The organism is Ensifer sp. 22521 (assembly GCF_052044795.1).
GTDB lineage: Bacteria > Pseudomonadota > Alphaproteobacteria > Rhizobiales > Rhizobiaceae > Ensifer.
In genome coordinates this window covers 137,160-151,422 of the sequence record NZ_JBQENM010000003.1, presented here as the reverse complement: position 1 = coordinate 151,422, position 14,263 = coordinate 137,160, and the positions used below count along the sequence as shown (strand labels likewise).

Annotated in this window: 16 protein-coding genes; 6 read left to right on the top strand and 10 right to left on the bottom strand. The window is 63.7% G+C overall.

The window, feature by feature from the left end:
* Window positions 1-215 precede the first annotated feature (215 nt).
* The gene (locus tag ACTJKE_RS04820) at window positions 216-1,892 is read left to right on the top strand and encodes a SulP family inorganic anion transporter (RefSeq protein ID WP_440691297.1); all 1,677 of its coding nucleotides are present in this window, start codon (window positions 216-218) and stop codon (window positions 1,890-1,892) included.
* A 1-nt stretch (window position 1,893) separates the two neighbouring features.
* Here ACTJKE_RS04820 and ACTJKE_RS04815 read toward each other — a convergent pair whose 3' ends face one another.
* The 3 genes from ACTJKE_RS04815 to ACTJKE_RS04805 all read right to left on the bottom strand — a co-directional run bounded on the left by ACTJKE_RS04815 (window position 1,894) and on the right by ACTJKE_RS04805 (window position 4,494).
* Entirely contained in the window at window positions 1,894-2,328 is a 435-nt protein-coding gene (locus ACTJKE_RS04815) for a GFA family protein (protein ID WP_058329751.1), read from the bottom strand.
* 130 nt (window positions 2,329-2,458) lie between these two features.
* Window positions 2,459-3,832, bottom strand: coding sequence for an ATP-binding protein (locus ACTJKE_RS04810; RefSeq protein ID WP_440660259.1), 1,374 nt, complete (start codon window positions 3,830-3,832; stop codon window positions 2,459-2,461).
* Window positions 3,832-4,494, bottom strand: coding sequence for a response regulator (locus ACTJKE_RS04805; RefSeq protein ID WP_057251842.1), 663 nt, complete (start codon window positions 4,492-4,494; stop codon window positions 3,832-3,834). Before ACTJKE_RS04805 ends, ACTJKE_RS04810 begins: the two co-directional genes overlap by 1 nt.
* A 115-nt stretch (window positions 4,495-4,609) precedes the next feature.
* On the opposite strand from ACTJKE_RS04805, the gene ACTJKE_RS04800 reads away from it, so the two are divergent.
* Together ACTJKE_RS04800 and ACTJKE_RS04795 are read left to right on the top strand one after the other, a co-directional pair.
* Window positions 4,610-5,365, top strand: coding sequence for a L,D-transpeptidase (locus tag ACTJKE_RS04800; RefSeq protein WP_440660261.1), 756 nt, complete (start codon window positions 4,610-4,612; stop codon window positions 5,363-5,365).
* Between the two features lie 185 nt (window positions 5,366-5,550).
* Window positions 5,551-6,267, top strand: a complete 717-nt coding sequence (locus tag ACTJKE_RS04795) for a L,D-transpeptidase (protein ID WP_440691295.1) — start codon at window positions 5,551-5,553, stop codon at window positions 6,265-6,267.
* Window positions 6,268-6,315: 48 nt separating this feature from the next.
* Here the strand turns inward: ACTJKE_RS04795 and ACTJKE_RS04790 are convergent, their stop codons facing one another.
* From ACTJKE_RS04790 to ACTJKE_RS04775, 4 genes are all read right to left on the bottom strand, one after another.
* On the bottom strand, window positions 6,316-7,155 hold the full coding sequence (locus ACTJKE_RS04790; RefSeq protein ID WP_440660264.1) for a L,D-transpeptidase family protein: 840 nt from the start codon (window positions 7,153-7,155) through the stop codon (window positions 6,316-6,318).
* A gap of 82 nt (window positions 7,156-7,237) precedes the next feature.
* Complete coding sequence (locus ACTJKE_RS04785; RefSeq protein ID WP_440691293.1) at window positions 7,238-8,227, bottom strand: hypothetical protein; 990 nt, start codon at window positions 8,225-8,227, stop codon at window positions 7,238-7,240.
* A 333-nt stretch (window positions 8,228-8,560) separates the two neighbouring features.
* Window positions 8,561-8,815, bottom strand: coding sequence for a hypothetical protein (locus ACTJKE_RS04780; RefSeq protein ID WP_113511483.1), 255 nt, complete (start codon window positions 8,813-8,815; stop codon window positions 8,561-8,563).
* Between the two features lie 159 nt (window positions 8,816-8,974).
* The gene (locus ACTJKE_RS04775) at window positions 8,975-9,883 is read right to left on the bottom strand and encodes an SDR family oxidoreductase (protein WP_440691291.1); all 909 of its coding nucleotides are present in this window, start codon (window positions 9,881-9,883) and stop codon (window positions 8,975-8,977) included.
* Between the two features lie 87 nt (window positions 9,884-9,970).
* Between ACTJKE_RS04775 and ACTJKE_RS04770 the strand changes: the two genes are divergently transcribed.
* The 3 genes from ACTJKE_RS04770 (at window position 9,971) to ACTJKE_RS04760 (ending at window position 12,529) form a co-directional block, all read left to right on the top strand.
* Window positions 9,971-10,543: a TetR/AcrR family transcriptional regulator gene (locus tag ACTJKE_RS04770; protein ID WP_058329758.1), complete on the top strand. Its 573-nt coding sequence runs from the start codon at window positions 9,971-9,973 to the stop codon at window positions 10,541-10,543.
* Between the two features lie 99 nt (window positions 10,544-10,642).
* Window positions 10,643-11,692 carry a serine hydrolase domain-containing protein gene (locus ACTJKE_RS04765; protein ID WP_440635617.1) on the top strand — a complete coding sequence of 350 codons (1,050 nt, stop codon included), beginning with the start codon at window positions 10,643-10,645 and terminating at the stop codon, window positions 11,690-11,692.
* Window positions 11,693-12,034: 342 nt separating this feature from the next.
* Window positions 12,035-12,529, top strand: a complete 495-nt coding sequence (locus ACTJKE_RS04760) for a GAF domain-containing protein (protein ID WP_440691289.1) — start codon at window positions 12,035-12,037, stop codon at window positions 12,527-12,529.
* 15 nt (window positions 12,530-12,544) lie between these two features.
* Here the strand turns inward: ACTJKE_RS04760 and ACTJKE_RS04755 are convergent, their stop codons facing one another.
* Genes ACTJKE_RS04755 through ACTJKE_RS04745 form a run of 3 tightly spaced genes read right to left on the bottom strand, consistent with a single transcriptional unit; the run spans window position 12,545 to window position 14,237 of the window.
* Entirely contained in the window at window positions 12,545-13,561 is a 1,017-nt protein-coding gene (locus ACTJKE_RS04755; RefSeq protein WP_440691287.1) for a zinc-binding alcohol dehydrogenase family protein, read from the bottom strand.
* Window positions 13,558-13,935 (bottom strand): hypothetical protein, encoded by a 378-nt coding sequence (locus ACTJKE_RS04750; RefSeq protein ID WP_058329762.1) that lies wholly within the window; start codon window positions 13,933-13,935, stop codon window positions 13,558-13,560. The genes ACTJKE_RS04755 and ACTJKE_RS04750 overlap by 4 nt, the downstream gene beginning before the upstream one ends.
* The gene (locus ACTJKE_RS04745; RefSeq protein ID WP_440691285.1) at window positions 13,932-14,237 is read right to left on the bottom strand and encodes an oxidoreductase; all 306 of its coding nucleotides are present in this window, start codon (window positions 14,235-14,237) and stop codon (window positions 13,932-13,934) included. The genes ACTJKE_RS04750 and ACTJKE_RS04745 overlap by 4 nt, the downstream gene beginning before the upstream one ends.
* Window positions 14,238-14,263 lie beyond the last annotated feature (26 nt).

The window sequence follows — 14,263 nt, the reverse complement described above, 5'->3', positions numbered from 1 at the left end:
TCCGCCTTGGCTTCGCTCCCTGCCGCCGAAATTTCCTCTCGGCCCGGCACCCGCAGTCCTCAAGATATCCGCAAGTCGAGCAGCCTGCCAGCGCCTGCTTTGGTAGGCGACAAGCGATGCCCGAAGTGTGGCTGAGGCGTTCCTTGCAACGGATTTTACCCAGTGCTATCGCTTTAGAATGACTTCATGAAAGCTCCTGCCAGAGGATAGTCCGGATGGCATCGAACGAGCATTCGCCTGTCGGCGACGGTCGCGGTGCCACTGCGGGTTTCCGGCTCGACGTGATTGCAGGTCTCACGGCCGCTGCCGTGGTTCTGCCAAAGGCGATGGCCTATGCCACGGTCGCCGGTCTGCCTGTCAGTGTCGGTCTCTACACCGCCTTCGTGCCGATGATCATCTACGCGCTTCTCGGCACGTCCCGGGTGCTGAGCGTCTCGTCGACCACGACCCTTGCCATTCTCGCCGGAACACAGCTCGGCCTTGCCGTCCCGGATGGCGATCCCGGCAAGTTGATAACGGCAACCGCGACGCTGACGGCGATGACCGGTGGGCTTCTCATCCTGGCTTCGCTTCTCCGCTTCGGCTTCGTCGCCAACTTCATCTCCTCGCCGGTCCTGATCGGCTTCAAGGCCGGCATCGGCCTCGTCATCGTGCTCGACCAGGTGCCGAAGTTGCTCGGCCTTCACTTCACCAAGGAAGGCTTCTTCCGGGATATCCTGAGCATCGCCGGCCATCTGTCCGAGACCTCGCTACTGACGCTTGCAATTGCGGCTGCGGCGCTGGTGGCGCTTCTTGCGATGGAGCGGCTCTGGCCGCATTCGCCGGCGCCGCTTCTGGCGGTGGCTGCAGGCATTGCGCTTTCCTGGTTCGCCGGCCTCGAGGCGCTCGGTGTCTCCACCGTCGGCTTCATCCCGCAGTCTCTGCCTTCGATCACGCTTCCGAGCCTCGGTCTTGCGCAGGAGCTTCTGCCCGGCGCGCTCGGCATCGCTTTAATGAGTTTCACCGAGACCATCGCCGCCGGGCGTGCATTTGCCGCCCCCTCCGACCCGCCGATCAGGGCGAACCGTGAATTACTGGCAACCGGCGCTGCAAATCTCGGCGGCGCGCTTTTCGGCGCCATGAGCGCCGGCGGCGGAACATCACAGACGGCCGTCGTGCGTGCCGTCGGTGGACATTCGCAGGTGGCGTCGCTGGTCACCGCTGCGGCAGCGGCTGCCACGATGCTGGTGCTGGCGCCCCTGCTCGGTCTGCTGCCGCAGGCGGTCCTGGCGGCAATCGTCATCGTCTATTCGATAGGGCTTATCAAACCGGCGGATTTCTGGTCGGTCCGCAAGGTCCGGCGAATGGAGTTTCAGTGGGCGCTGGCGGCCTTCCTCGGCGTGCTGCTCTTCGGGACGCTGCAGGGCATCATCGTCGCGATCGTGCTTTCCTTCATCGGACTGGCCCGCCAGGCAGCATCGGCGAAGGTCTATGTCGTCGGCCGCAAGCGCGGCACCGATCGGCTCCGGCCGCTGTCGCCGGATCATCCTGACGACGAGACCTTCGAAGGGCTGCTGATCCTTCGGCCGGAGGGGCGCCTGTTCTTTGCCAATGCACAGCAAGTGGCAGACCAGGCGCAGATGCTGGTCGCCAAGCACAAGCCCAAGGTTCTCGTGCTCGACATGAGCCGGGTCTTCGATATCGAATATTCCGCGCTGCAAATGATGACGGAGGGCGAGCGTCGCATCAGCGAGCACGGGGTCACCGTCTGGCTGGCCGAGCTGAACCCGGATGTGCTCGCCTATGTGCGGGCCTCCGGTTTTGCCGATCAGCTCGGCCCCGATCGCCTGTTCGTCAACACGCGCACTGCCCTTCAGCATTATCTGGCGAGCACCGCCCCGGCTGCGGCCTGATTCACTCCGCGATCAATTCTCCGGTGCCGCCGAATGCCGGCGGGAAGTCGCGATACTTGGGCAGGCCATCCTTCATCGGCAGCACCGTCTCCTGATAGTTGACGTGGAGCGCGGGTTTGAACGGCAGTGTCGGGATGACCGCAGCAAAGACGTCCGTCACGCCCCAGAGCGGATGCTCGGTCATGAGGTGACCGCCGCAGGCCTTGCACCATTTGCGCACACTCGTCGCGGTCTTCTGGTAGCCGACAAGATTGTCCGCGCCCTTGACGATGCGGACCTTCTCCGGCGGCCAGAGCGTGAAGGCATTCACGGGTCCCGCCGACCACGTCCGGCACGAATTGCAATGACAGAAGCCCATGGCGGCCGGATCGCCGCTCACTTCGATCTCGACTGCGCCGCAGAAGCACTTTCCGTTGTAGCTGCCGTTCGCTGCCATGACTGTCTCCTTTCGGTTCGCGTCATCCGGAGAATGGGCTCTCGCGGATGGCCGATATGAACCCAAGCCTGAGCGTGTCACGCCTGATCCTGAGGTCAACGCCTCCTTTCGAGCTAGGTCCTATAGCCGGTTACCGGATGAGGCTTTGCTGCAGCACGATGCGAGCCGACAAACCGCCGCCCTGCCGGTTGCGGAGCTCGAGCTCCGCGCCGGTACGATCCAGCGCCCGTTCGACGATGCTGAGGCCCAGGCCGCTGCCGACCGATGTCTTGAAGCGGCCGCGGAAGAAGCGCTCGGTCACGTGCGGCATCTCCTCGTCGGGAATGCCAGGGCCTGTGTCGTTGATCACAATGACGAGGCGGCCGGCCGCCATCTCGCAGGTGCAGGAGACTGTTGCGCCAGGCGGCGAATGGTTGATCGCATTTTCCAGGAGGTTGCGCGCCGCCAGGCGAAACAGGTCCGGATCCATCTCGATCTTCACACCGAAGAGGTGCGGGTCGATGGCGACGTCGACCCGGTGAGCCTGGCCGGCGAGTTCGGTCCGAAGACCTGTCAATATTTCACCGGCATTGAAGGCTCCTGCTGGCTTGGCACTCTCGGAGGCCTCGACGGAGGCGATGTCGAGCAGTTGCCGCACCAGCTTGCCGGTCCGGTCGACCCCGGCGACAATCTGGCCGAGCGCCTTTTCACGGATCTCGCCGTCGTCGCTGGCAAGCGCGACCTGGGCTTGCGTCTTGAGGCCGGCCAGAGGCGTGCGCAGTTCGTGGGCGGCAAAGGCGATGAAGTTCTGTTCGCGCTCGCGGGCACCGGCGACGCGGGCGAAGAGGCCGTTCAGCGATTTCAACACCGGGCTGATTTCCCGCGTCGTGCCCACGTCTTCGATCGCGTGCAGATCCGAAGCCTCGCGCGCGGCGAGATCGCCCGCAAGTTTCCGGAGCGGTGCCAGCCCGCGCCCGACGCTGAGCCAGATCAAGACGGCCAGAAGGGGGATGATCAGCAGCGCCGGTAGCAGCAACCCCTTGACCAGATCGTTGACCAGCCGGTCGCGGATGCGAAGGTTGTCGCCGACGAGGACGCGTACGCCGAGGCTGGCATTCTCGACCGCGAAAACCCGCCAGGTCTCACCGTTGATGACGGTTTCCGAGAAGCCCATCGCATGCGGCGCGAGCGTCGTGTCGGGAGCGCTGTCCGACTTGCCGATCAGCGTGCCGTCCAGCGACCAGATCTGGCAGGAGAGCTGCCGGTCGTAGTGCGGGTGCTCCAGAATCGGAATCTTGATCGCGCTCTGCGCCGGACGGTTGGCGTCACCGTCGCCTTCCTCCTTCATCATGTCTGGGCTGACGATCAGCGAATTCACCATGCGCGCGGCCTCCATCAGCCGCGCGTCGAGCACACGCTCCACCTCGGCGCGCGTGCTGAGGAAGATCCACACCGTCGCTGACAGCCACAGCAGTCCTGTCGTGATCAACAGTATGGCGAAGAGGCGGGTGCGCAGCGACCGCATCAGCCGGCCCCACCCAGCCGATAGCCGATGCCCCTGACGGTTTCGATCAGGCCGGGGCCGAGTTTGTTGCGCAAATGATGGATGTGGACCTCGACGGCGTTGCTTTCGATTTCCTCCTGCCAGCCGTAGAGCCTGTCTTCGAGTTTGGTTTTCGAAAAGATGACGCCGGGATGTGCCATCAGCGTGTGCAGGATCGAATACTCACGCCGCGAGAGCTGCACCGGTTTGCCGGCCTGTTCCACCGATTGCCGGGCGGGATCGAGCCGCAGGCCTGCCCATTCGAGCGCCGCCGTCGCACGGCCGGTAGACCGCCGAGACAGCGCCCGCAACCGTGCGGCCACTTCGTCGAGGTCGAAGGGTTTCCCGAGGTAGTCGTCGGCGCCGGTGTCGAGGCCGGCCACGCGATCGCGAACTGTGTCGCGGGCCGTCAGCAGGAGCACGGGAGTGTCATTCTGGCTGGAGCGCAAGTCCTTGAGGATATCCATGCCGGAACCATCCGGCAGCATCAGATCGAGTACGATCGCGTCGAAGCTGTTGGCGGCGAGTGCCGTCGCCGCCGCGTCGCAGGTGCCGACCGCATCGGTGGTAAATCCGGCCAGCGCCAGGCCGACCTTCAGGCCGTCTCTGAGGATATCGTCGTCTTCGACGATCAGGACTCGCATTGCTATTCCTCACATTTTTGAGAGCGGAACTCTTAAATCGCTCCCTTAAGGCAGCCTTAAGGTAGGACTTCCCTCTGAAGCGGCATTGCAACAATCGAATCGTTGAATGCCCGATATGACCGAACCAAACGAGCCCTCTTCATCCACGGCCGATCACAAGACCGGCATCACGCTCACCCGCCGCAGCCTTGTCGTCGGAGCAGCCTCGCTGTTCGTCACCGGTTGCGCGACCGCGCGTCCGACGCCGGCGGTCGTGCCGGCGGCAACACCCGTCCGCGCCGCGGCCGGGCCGGTCGTGCCGCCGATGTACCACGCGATGCCGGATGAAGAGTTTCCGATCCCCGAGGTGAGGGTCGCCGAGATCGATCCGAAGTTCTGGCGACAGGAGGTGGATTATCCGAGCGGCGAGCGGCCCGGCACGCTCATCGTCGATACGCCGGCGAAGTATCTCTATCATGTGCTGCCCGGCGGGCGGGCGATGCGCTACGGCATCGGCGTCGGCCGCGAGGGTTTCGCGTGGTCCGGGCGGGCGATTGTCGCCTACAAGCGCAAATGGCCGCGGTGGACTCCGCCCGATGAGATGGTCGCGCGCCAGCCGAAGCTCGCGCCCTACAGCATCGCCAATGGCGGCATGCCGCCGGGCATCAAGAACCCGCTCGGCGCCCGTGCGCTCTACATCCACAAGGACGGCAAGGACACGCTCTATCGGATTCACGGTAGTCCCGAGGCGCATTCGATCGGCAAGGCGGTCTCGTCGGGCTGCATTCGCCTGCTCAATCAGGATGTCGTCTATCTCTACGATCAGGTGCGGGACGGTAGCACCATCGTCGTCATTCCGGATCCCACGAAGGGCGATCTGGCCATCGGCTAAGGCAGCCAACAGAGGTGGCGCGGGAATTCTGCAACACTCCGGAAACGAGTGCTCGCAGCGGGCGGCGATCCACGCCAAAGAATGATTATCACCACATTTCGGTCACGGTTCGGCCCAACAGCCTCGGGCCTCTCCTCAGAACATTTCCTACCGAAATCCCCAACCTGGAATAGAATAACGTGTCGATGAATTTGTCCCGCCGCTCGCTGCTCGCGGTGATCGCCAGCTCTGTCTTGAGCGCTTGCACGCAGATCCCGAAACCAGAACCGAAGCCGAAGCTGATCGAGCCGATCGCCGGGGACGGTGGCTCGCCGGAGAAGGCAGCCGATGCCTCGGGCGTGGCGACGAAGACCTTCGACTACGCCAAGGCCTATGCGCCGGTGAAGGACGAGGGCTACGACGTTCCAGGCATCCAGTACGGTGAGATCAAGCCGCAGTTCCTGCGCCAGGAAGTGGCCTATGCCACCAACGAGCCGCCCTATTCGATCGTCGTCGATACCCAGACGATGTTCCTCTACTACGTACTGCCGGGCGGTCGCGCCATCCGCTACGGCGTCGGTCTCGGTGCTGCGGGCCGCGCCTGGAAGGGGCGCGCGGTCGTGCACTGGAAGCGCAAGTGGCCGCGCTGGACGGTGCCGGACGACATGGTAGCGCGCCAGCCGCACCTCAAGAAATACGGCATCGACGCCGGCGGCATGGATCCGGGCCTCGACAATCCGCTCGGCGCGCGCGCCATGTACATTTTCCAGAACGGTCAGGACACGCTCTACCGCATCCACGGCTCGCCGCAGTGGCGCTCGATCGGCAAGAACGCATCCGCCGGCTGCGTGCGCATGCTGCAGCAGGACGCGATCGATCTCTACGATCGCGTCAGAGGTAAGACGCCGCTGCTCGTCTTGTGACGCGCTACGCTTTGGCGTGACCTTCCAGCTATCACCGGACGGCTTGCCTCAGAGCGGTTGAGGCGGCGGAAGTCCGTCCGGTCCCATTTGCATATAGTCCTGCGGCTGCGGCAGTGGCTGCGAATCCGGAAGTGGCTGGGAGTCCGGAAGTGGCTGTATTTCCGGCATCGGCTGCGATTGCACCATGCCCCCGCCCGTGAGATCGGTGACGACGATCGGCGTGCCGTTTGGCACGCGATTGTAAAGGTCGACCACGTCCTGGTTGATCATGCGCACGCAACCCGAGGATACCGATTTGCCAATGGTCCACCATTCCGGTGAGCCATGGATGCGGTAGAGCGTGTCCTCGCCGTTCTGGAAGATATACATGGCGCGCGCGCCGAGCGGGTTTTTGAGGCCGGGGTCCATGCCGCCGGCCTCGATGCTGAATTGTTGCAGCTCGGGCTGGCGCGCCACCATTTCGTTCGGCGGTTTCCAGCGCGGCCATTCGCGTTTGTACTGGATGACGCCGCGCCCGGCCCAGGCGAAGCCGGCGCGCCCGAGACCGACGCCGTAGCGCATCGCCTGGCCGTTCTCGTAGACCCGATAGAGAAAGTGGTTGCCGACGTCGACGACCAGCGTTCCCGGCCTCTCGCCGGTGGGGTCGGCGACCATCTGGCGATAGAAGCGGGGATCGATCTTCTCGTAGGGAATGGCCGGCAGCGGATAGGGTTCGTTCGGCTTCTCGCCGTACATATCGGCAAGGAAGGCGTTCATCTCGGGGATAGGTTCCGGCGCATAGGAGCGCGTCACCGTCGGCCGCGTCGAGGCACAGCCTGCCAATCCGGCGGCCGCGAGCCCCGCGGAGAGTTGCAGGAAGGTGCGGCGGCGGATCTCTCTTTCAGGCATAGAACCCTCGATTGTCCTGTGTTCGCTTCTGGCGATGCAACCGATCTTTCAGGCCAATTGTGCGTCGCCAGCCGACGAACGATCACAGGCCAGCGTAGGGATCCGCCAGCGCCGCTTCGGGTCGGCTAATAGGATACTTAGTTCCCGAGATCTTCGCTGCCAGCTTTTCGGCGCCGTTTTTCTCAAGGAGCGCCCGGAAGCTCGGATGCATGCCGCCGTCGACATAGGCGTTGAGCGGCGCCGACGTCTGGTTTGCCATCAGGCCCGCGAGCTTCGCGTCCTCCGATTGCAGCTTTGCCACGAGCCCGGCGTCTGGCGCCGTCGCAGCGGCGGGGCAGGCCGCGAGCGGATCGGACGGCTCGCCATCGGCGAATTCGGTGTTGAAGACATAACGGCGACCGCAGGCCGAAACCTTCGGCTGGCGCCTCGTCGTCTGGAAGATGTCGTAGCCCTGCTTAATGTTCTTCCAGAACTCGAAATTCGGATCACCGCGGTGCTTGGCCATGTTTTCGGCGGTCATGCGGAAAGGATAGGCCTGAACCTGGAAGGTGCCCTGGCCGCCGGCAAGCGCGCGCTGGACGACGGAGTAGATCTCGCCGACGCCCTGGTCTGTCAGTGCGTAACAGCCCGACGACGAGCAGGCTCCATGCACCATCAGCGCTTCGCCGGTGTAGCCGAGCGCCGATTCCAGCCGGTTCGGATAGCCCAGATTGAAGGACAGGAAATACTGCGACTTCGGATTCAGCATGCCGGCCGAGACATGGTAGAAACCCTCCGGCGCCTGGCGGTCGCCCACCTTCGTCTTCGGGCCGAGCTTCCCCGACCAGCGGCACATGGGGTAGGTCTTCAGCAGGGCGTATTGGCCCTGCTTGTTCTGTTTCCAGACCTCCAGTTCGCTTTCCTGCTTGAAGATGCGCACCAGAACCGGGCTTTCAGGCTTGCTGCCGTTCTTCGCCATGGCGGCGATCAGCTTGGCCGGGATCGGCGGCGGTTCGCGCACGTCGTCGGCATCGAGCGCCATGCAGCTGGAAAGCGCAAGTGCCAGCGCGCCGATCGCCAGAGCATACCGCATCCGACGCACGTGCGTGAAAAACTTGCCAGTGGAGGGCGTTTGGGAGGAGGGGCTCTGTATCGTCTCGCGCCGCATGCGGGCTCCTGGCTATGCTGCCGCCGCCCAGCGTCTTGCGTTCGGCGCGGTTACCGACGGCATGCGTTCGACGCATAGCGGGTCGGCTTTAGTTCAGCGATTAAGCGGTGGCAGCCCTGGCTGCAAGCCTTTGTCCTGGGCGCTGGCGATCAATAATACTTGAACGCGCGCCGCCATAGCTGCCCGCCGATTGGGCCGATGTTGAGACAAGATGGTGAATTTTTTCTCAACGCGGGCGCCCGGATTGCCCCAGGCGCATCAGTCCCGTGGTTCGCTGCCGGGCGCGTAGACGGTCTTCTGCTTGAACGCAAAAATGTTGCCGCAGCGGCAGCGGACCATGTGCTTGGCCGGGTCGGGAGAGGTGCGCTCGGTCGAAAAGCCCTTGGGCATGACGTCGATGAGAAAGCCGCGGTTACCGCCCTTCGCCTTGTCATTTTCAGAGGCTTCGGCGAAACCGGACGCTCCGCATTTCGCGCATTCCAGCTTTCTCGAATAACGATCCCGCGACGCCATCTTCCATCACACCTGATTGCGCTGCCGCGCCGTTCCGTCGAACCCGGACCTACAGGAGCCCGCCTTTCGGTTCAAGCTCGGCCGTTGTCATGACCGTCATTTCTCGCGCTCTATTGGGCGGGATGCATCGAGAAGCCGCAGCGGCATGCGACATCAGGCTTACCGATATCCAGTGACATCGGCCGGCTTGTTTGCCTCCATCACCTCGCGCATATAGCGCCAGCAATCGGGCCGCGAGCCGTCGAGATCGGTGAAACCGTAAACCTGAGCCAGTCCACCGCTCGACAGCGACTGGCCGTTCCAGCGCGCCCTGTCCGGATCGGCCGCCAGCGCCGCGACGGCGCGGCCGACGAAGCGCGGGCTTTCGGAAATGACGAAGTGCGGCTGGACCTTGGCCCCCTCCAGCCAGGTTTCCTCGGTCGCCTGAAAATGCTCCAGCATCATTTCGGAGCGCATCCAGCCGGGCGTGATCGAAACCGAGGTCGCACCGTGCGGCGCCAGATCCTTGGCATGGGCCCAGGCCATGCGGTTGGCCCCCACCTTGGCGAGGTCGTAGAAGGGGGAAATGCGGTAGTGAGTGGCATTGTACTCGGCGGTGCCGTCGGTGACCTCGACGAGCAGCCCGCCCGGCTTCTCTATCATCAGGGGCAGGGCGTAGTGCGCGGTGATCAGGTGGGTGTCGATGCCGAGGCGCAGAAGCCTCAGGCCGTTCTCCAGATTGTGCTCCCAGACGGACTTCTCCCACTCGAACAGGTTTTCTCCGCCCCAGACGTCGTTGACGAGGATATCGAGCCGCCCCTGTTCACGGCGGATGCGCGCGATCAGCGCTGCGACTTCGGCCGGGTGGAGATGATCGACCTGAACGGCAATACCCTTGCCGCCGAGGCTGGTGACGATGTCGGCCGTTTCCTCGATCGTTTCGGGCCGCTTGTATTCGGATTGCTGTTGCCTTGTGGTGCGGCCGGTCACGTAGACGGTGGCGCCGGCGGCGCCGAGTTCCGCGGCGATGCCGCGCCCGCCGCCCCGTGTCGCGCCGGCGACGAGCGCGATTTTTCCTTCGAGCGTCATTGTTTTCCTCCTTGGGGCCGATAGCCGCTGGTGCTTTCTCTTGAATGGGATATATAAATGATTGTTCGGTTATAAATGAGAGTCAAGATGCCACGACCAAAAACGATGCCAGACGAAGAGGTGCTGGTGGCTGCATTTGCGCTGATGCGGGCCGAAGGGCCGGATGGCCTGACTTTCGCGGCGCTCGCCGCAAGAACCGGCCTTTCCGGCGCCACCCTCGTGCAGCGCTTTGAAAACAAAACGAAGTTGATCCAGCGCGCGCTCAACCAGGCCTGGGACGGCCTTGACCGCCAGACGGCGGAGCTGGTGGCGACGGTGCCGAGAACGCCGGAGGGAGCCATCGCGCTGCTCGTCGGCCTGTCCGGCGATTATGGCGCCATCGAATCCTATGCCGACGATCTCCGGATTCTCCGGGAAGACCTGCGGGACCCGCTGCTGCGTGCGCGGGGAGCGAAATGGCGCGACGTGCTTTCCGGCGTGCTCGACGAATGTCTTTCGGGATTGCCCGCCGCTGCCCCTGGACTCGGACTCCTGATGGCATCGCAATGGCAGGGATCGCTGCTCTGGTGGAGTTTCGACCCAGAAGTGCCTGTCGCGGAGTTCGTCGAACAGAGCCTGCGGCGTTTCGTTGAGGCCTTTGCAAGGCAACCGACGGCCTGAGGTCAGCGCCACGGCCTTTCAGTCACCCGGTTGTCAAATCGCCGTGAGATGGCCGTGCAGTGGATGACGGCGGCGGAAGATCGTCTTAGATGCTGTTCCATGTTCAGATTTGCTGCCGTTCTCTTCGCCCGGATCGTCGCCTTGGCACTCGTCGTCCTGACGTTGCTCACCTTGCCGGCGGCTGCCCAGGTGGTGGCGCCGGTTTCGACCTTGCTGGAAGAACTGGCTTCGCGGCAGGAGCTTGAGCCCCTGAAGACCGTGATCGTCGCGCGTGACGGCAAGGTCCTCGCCGAGCGCGGCTATCGCGGCAACCGCGTGACCGACTCGACCAACATCAAGTCGGCGTCAAAATCGATCATCTCGGCGCTGGTCGGCATTGCGATCGACAAGGGATTGCTCGAAGGGCCGGACCAGAAGATCGCGCCGATCCTGAAGACGGACCTGCCGGCTTCGCCTGATCCGCGCATCAACGACATCACCATCGGCAACCTGCTGTCGATGCAGGCCGGGCTTGGCCGGCTGTCGGGGCCGAACTATGGCCGATGGGTCGCGAGCAGCAACTGGGTGCGTACGGCGCTCGCTCAGCCCTTCGACGACGACCCGGGCGGTGAGATGCTCTATTCCACCGCATCGACCCACCTGCTTTCGGCGATCCTGACGAAGGTCAGCGGCAAGTCAACCCTGGCGCTGGCAAGCGACTGGCTGGGGCTACTCGAGGGTTTTCGCATCGGATCCTGGGATCGCGATCCCCAAGGCATCTATCTCGGGGGCAACCAGATGGCGATGAGCGCCCGTTCCCTGCTTGCCTTCGGCGAACTCTACCGCAATGGCGGCCGCGCGACCTCAGGCCAGCAGCTTGTGTCATCAGAATGGATCGCAGCATCCTGGCAGCACCGCACCAATTCGCGTTTCTCCGGGGACGAGTACGGTTACGGCTGGTTCGACCGCCAGATCGCTGGCGAGGAGGTGCACTTCGCCTGGGGCTACGGCGGGCAGATGCTCTACATCGTGCCGAGCCTCGATCTGACCGTGGTGATGACCTCGGCCGAGAGCGGACCGTCAGCCCGCAACGGCTACCGCGATGCTCTACACTTTGTGCTCGGCGAGATCATCACAAGGGTGGAGGCCGCTCCGGAAACGGACGGATGACAAGCCTGCCGTGCCTCATGCTGGCTGGCGCGTGCCCAACAGCTGCCCCACGATATCGGGCAGGCATTCGATCGCGGACGCGTCCTTCAAATCGTCCTGAGACGCCTCGAATTCTGCAAGCTCGATACCGGCGACCTGGTGTCGGGAATTGCCGCGAAAGTCCCGTGCGTGCATATGCAATCGATATGTCGGATTGGATATATCGATTGCATACGAGCGATCGCAATTTGCTGCGTTCGAGGTTGGTGATATTGCTGCACGCGAATTGTCGCACAGGAGCGATCAACCATTGCCGCGCCGCCACAGAGCGCCAAAGTATGCGAAGAATTGAAAGGTAAGACAGTGTTTGCCACGAAGACAATCGAGACCGGCAACAAACCCGAATTCTACCGCGAACTGGCGAGCCAGCTCGGCGGGCTTCTGCATGACGAGCGCGACTTCATCGCCAATGCCGCCAATCTTTCCGCCCTCGTTTTCGATCTGGTGCCGGATCTGAACTGGGCCGGCTTCTATTTCCTACGGCCGAATGACGAACTGGTGCTCGGGCCGTTTCAGGGCAAGGTCGCCTGCGTGCGCATTCCGGTCGGTAAAGGGGTCTGCGGGGCTGCCGCCACGCAACGGCAGACGATGCTGGTGCCCGATGTGCATGCCTTTCCCGGGCATATCGCCTGCGATGCCGGGTCCCGCTCCGAGCTCGTCGTGCCTTTGCTCAAGGATGGCAGAGTGCTCGGCGTGCTCGATCTCGACAGCCCGAGCCCCAACCGTTTCGATGCCGAGGATCAGGCTGGGCTCGAGGTGCTCGCCGCGATTTACGTCGCGGCGAGCGATTTCAGTTAGATCGGTAGCTGGGCGCTAGCCTTCAAAACCTTCGATGACGATCTTGCCCTTGGCAGCACCGGTCTCGATGCGGCGGTGGGCTTCGCGCAGGTTTGCGGCATTGATCGGCGACAGCACCTCGGCAAGCGTCGTTTTCAGCCGTCCGGCATCGATCTCGTCGGCGACGAAGGACAGCAGCCGGTGCTGCTCGATCATGTCAGGCGTCTGATGCATCGGGCGGGCAAACATGAATTCCCAATGCAGGCTCGCCGCCTTGGTCTTCATGCCCGCCATCGGCATTGGCACGTCGGTGTTGTCGATCGAAACGATGCCCCCTTGAGGCCGGATCAGCTCGACCGCGTCGTCCCAATGGCGCATATCGTTGAAGATGGCGATGTGGTCGACATGGGAGAAGCCGAGCGCCCTGACCTGGGCAACCAGCGGCTCGCGGTGGCTGACGACGTGGTCGGCGCCGAGTTCCTTCACCCAGGCGATAGTCTCCGGCCGCGAGGCCGTGGCGATCACGGTCAGCCCGGCGCGCTTGGCAAGCTGGATGCCGATCGAGCCGACGCCGCCGGCGCCGCCGACAATCAGGATCGACTGGCCGCGATCCGCACCGTCCCGGTCGATCCCGAGCCGGTCGAAGAAGGCTTCATAGGCGGTGATCGTCGTCAGCGGCAGGGCGGCTGCCTCGGCGAAGCTTAGCGACTTCGGTTTGCGCCCGACGATGCGCTCGTCGACAAGCTGATACTGCTGGTTCGTGCCGGATCGCGTCAGGTCGCCGGCGTAGTAGACATGGTCGCCGGGCTTAAACAGGGTCACATCCGGGCCGACCGCTTCGACCACGCCGCTGGCATCCCAGCCGAGTACGCGCGGCGTTTCCTCGATCTTGTCCTTCGGCGCGCGCATCTTCACATCCACCGGATTGACGGCGACCGCATGGACGGCCACCAGAATGTCATACCCCTTGGGTTCCGGCTTCGGCAGGTCGACATCGAGGAAGCACTGCGGGTCGGAAACCGGGAGATAACGGGTGAGGGCGACGGCTTTCATGGCTTGCTCCTTGTCATGGACGAATGGTCTTGGGCTGTGAATTCGGCGGTGACGAAGACGAGTTCGGCGCCGCCGCTATTGGTCAGATCGTGCACGAAGGCGGTCTCCGGCGTCAGGTCGCTAAAGTGGCGCGTGTCGCCGGCGCGGTAGACCACGTCCGTGACCTTTCCGTCGCCCGAGCGCGACCGTGCCGTACCGTCGGTCAGCGCCGTCCAGAAATAGGGCCGGTCGTGGCGATGGGGGCGAAGCGTTTCACCGGGCTTCAGCCGCAGATGCCAGACGCGCAGGCTCTCTTCCTTTAGTACCAGCTCGGTGCCAATGCGATCGTTGACCAAGGCTTCCGCGCGCTCGTGTTCCGTCAATGGCGCGCTCATGCGGCGTCCTCCAGCGCCGGATAGGTAGAATATCCGTCGGTACTGCCGCCGAAAAGCTTGGTTCTGTCGAACGTTGCAAGCGGCAGGCCCTCCTTCAGCCGGCGCGGCAGGTCCGGATTGGCGATGAAGGAGCCCTGACCCTGCGTCGAGGCCAAGGCGCGCCGGGCATAGTATTCGGCCATCAGTGTATTCGGGACGTTGCCCGGCTGGTTGCTGCGCGCCCGCGTCATCGGCGCGAGCGCAATGCGGTTCGGCAGGGTCAACGAGCCGAGGGAGACAGGAGAAAAGAGTGTTGTCGGCATGGGGCGGTCCTTTTACGGGCGAAACG

Excerpts from the sequence above, each read along its gene's own strand:
- ACTJKE_RS04815 (WP_058329751.1), bottom strand. The coding sequence starts at position 2,328 with ATGGCAGCGAACGGCAGCTACAACGGAAAGTGCTTCTGCGGCGCAGTC.
- ACTJKE_RS04745 (WP_440691285.1), bottom strand. The coding sequence starts at position 14,237 with ATGCCGACAACACTCTTTTCTCCTGTCTCCCTCGGCTCGTTGACCCTG.
- ACTJKE_RS04810 (WP_440660259.1), bottom strand. The coding sequence starts at position 3,832 with ATGCGGTCGCTGCGCACCCGCCTCTTCGCCATACTGTTGATCACGACA.
- ACTJKE_RS04755 (WP_440691287.1), bottom strand. The coding sequence starts at position 13,561 with ATGAAAGCCGTCGCCCTCACCCGTTATCTCCCGGTTTCCGACCCGCAG.
- ACTJKE_RS04750 (WP_058329762.1), bottom strand. The coding sequence starts at position 13,935 with ATGAGCGCGCCATTGACGGAACACGAGCGCGCGGAAGCCTTGGTCAAC.
- ACTJKE_RS04805 (WP_057251842.1), bottom strand. The coding sequence starts at position 4,494 with ATGCGAGTCCTGATCGTCGAAGACGACGATATCCTCAGAGACGGCCTG.
- ACTJKE_RS04785 (WP_440691293.1), bottom strand. The coding sequence starts at position 8,227 with ATGCGGTATGCTCTGGCGATCGGCGCGCTGGCACTTGCGCTTTCCAGC.
- ACTJKE_RS04820 (WP_440691297.1), top strand. The coding sequence starts at position 216 with ATGGCATCGAACGAGCATTCGCCTGTCGGCGACGGTCGCGGTGCCACT.
- ACTJKE_RS04800 (WP_440660261.1), top strand. The coding sequence starts at position 4,610 with ATGACCGAACCAAACGAGCCCTCTTCATCCACGGCCGATCACAAGACC.
- ACTJKE_RS04765 (WP_440635617.1), top strand. The coding sequence starts at position 10,643 with ATGTTCAGATTTGCTGCCGTTCTCTTCGCCCGGATCGTCGCCTTGGCA.
- ACTJKE_RS04795 (WP_440691295.1), top strand. The coding sequence starts at position 5,551 with ATGAATTTGTCCCGCCGCTCGCTGCTCGCGGTGATCGCCAGCTCTGTC.
- ACTJKE_RS04770 (WP_058329758.1), top strand. The coding sequence starts at position 9,971 with ATGCCACGACCAAAAACGATGCCAGACGAAGAGGTGCTGGTGGCTGCA.
- ACTJKE_RS04790 (WP_440660264.1), bottom strand. The coding sequence starts at position 7,155 with ATGCCTGAAAGAGAGATCCGCCGCCGCACCTTCCTGCAACTCTCCGCG.
- ACTJKE_RS04780 (WP_113511483.1), bottom strand. The coding sequence starts at position 8,815 with ATGGCGTCGCGGGATCGTTATTCGAGAAAGCTGGAATGCGCGAAATGC.
- ACTJKE_RS04775 (WP_440691291.1), bottom strand. The coding sequence starts at position 9,883 with ATGACGCTCGAAGGAAAAATCGCGCTCGTCGCCGGCGCGACACGGGGC.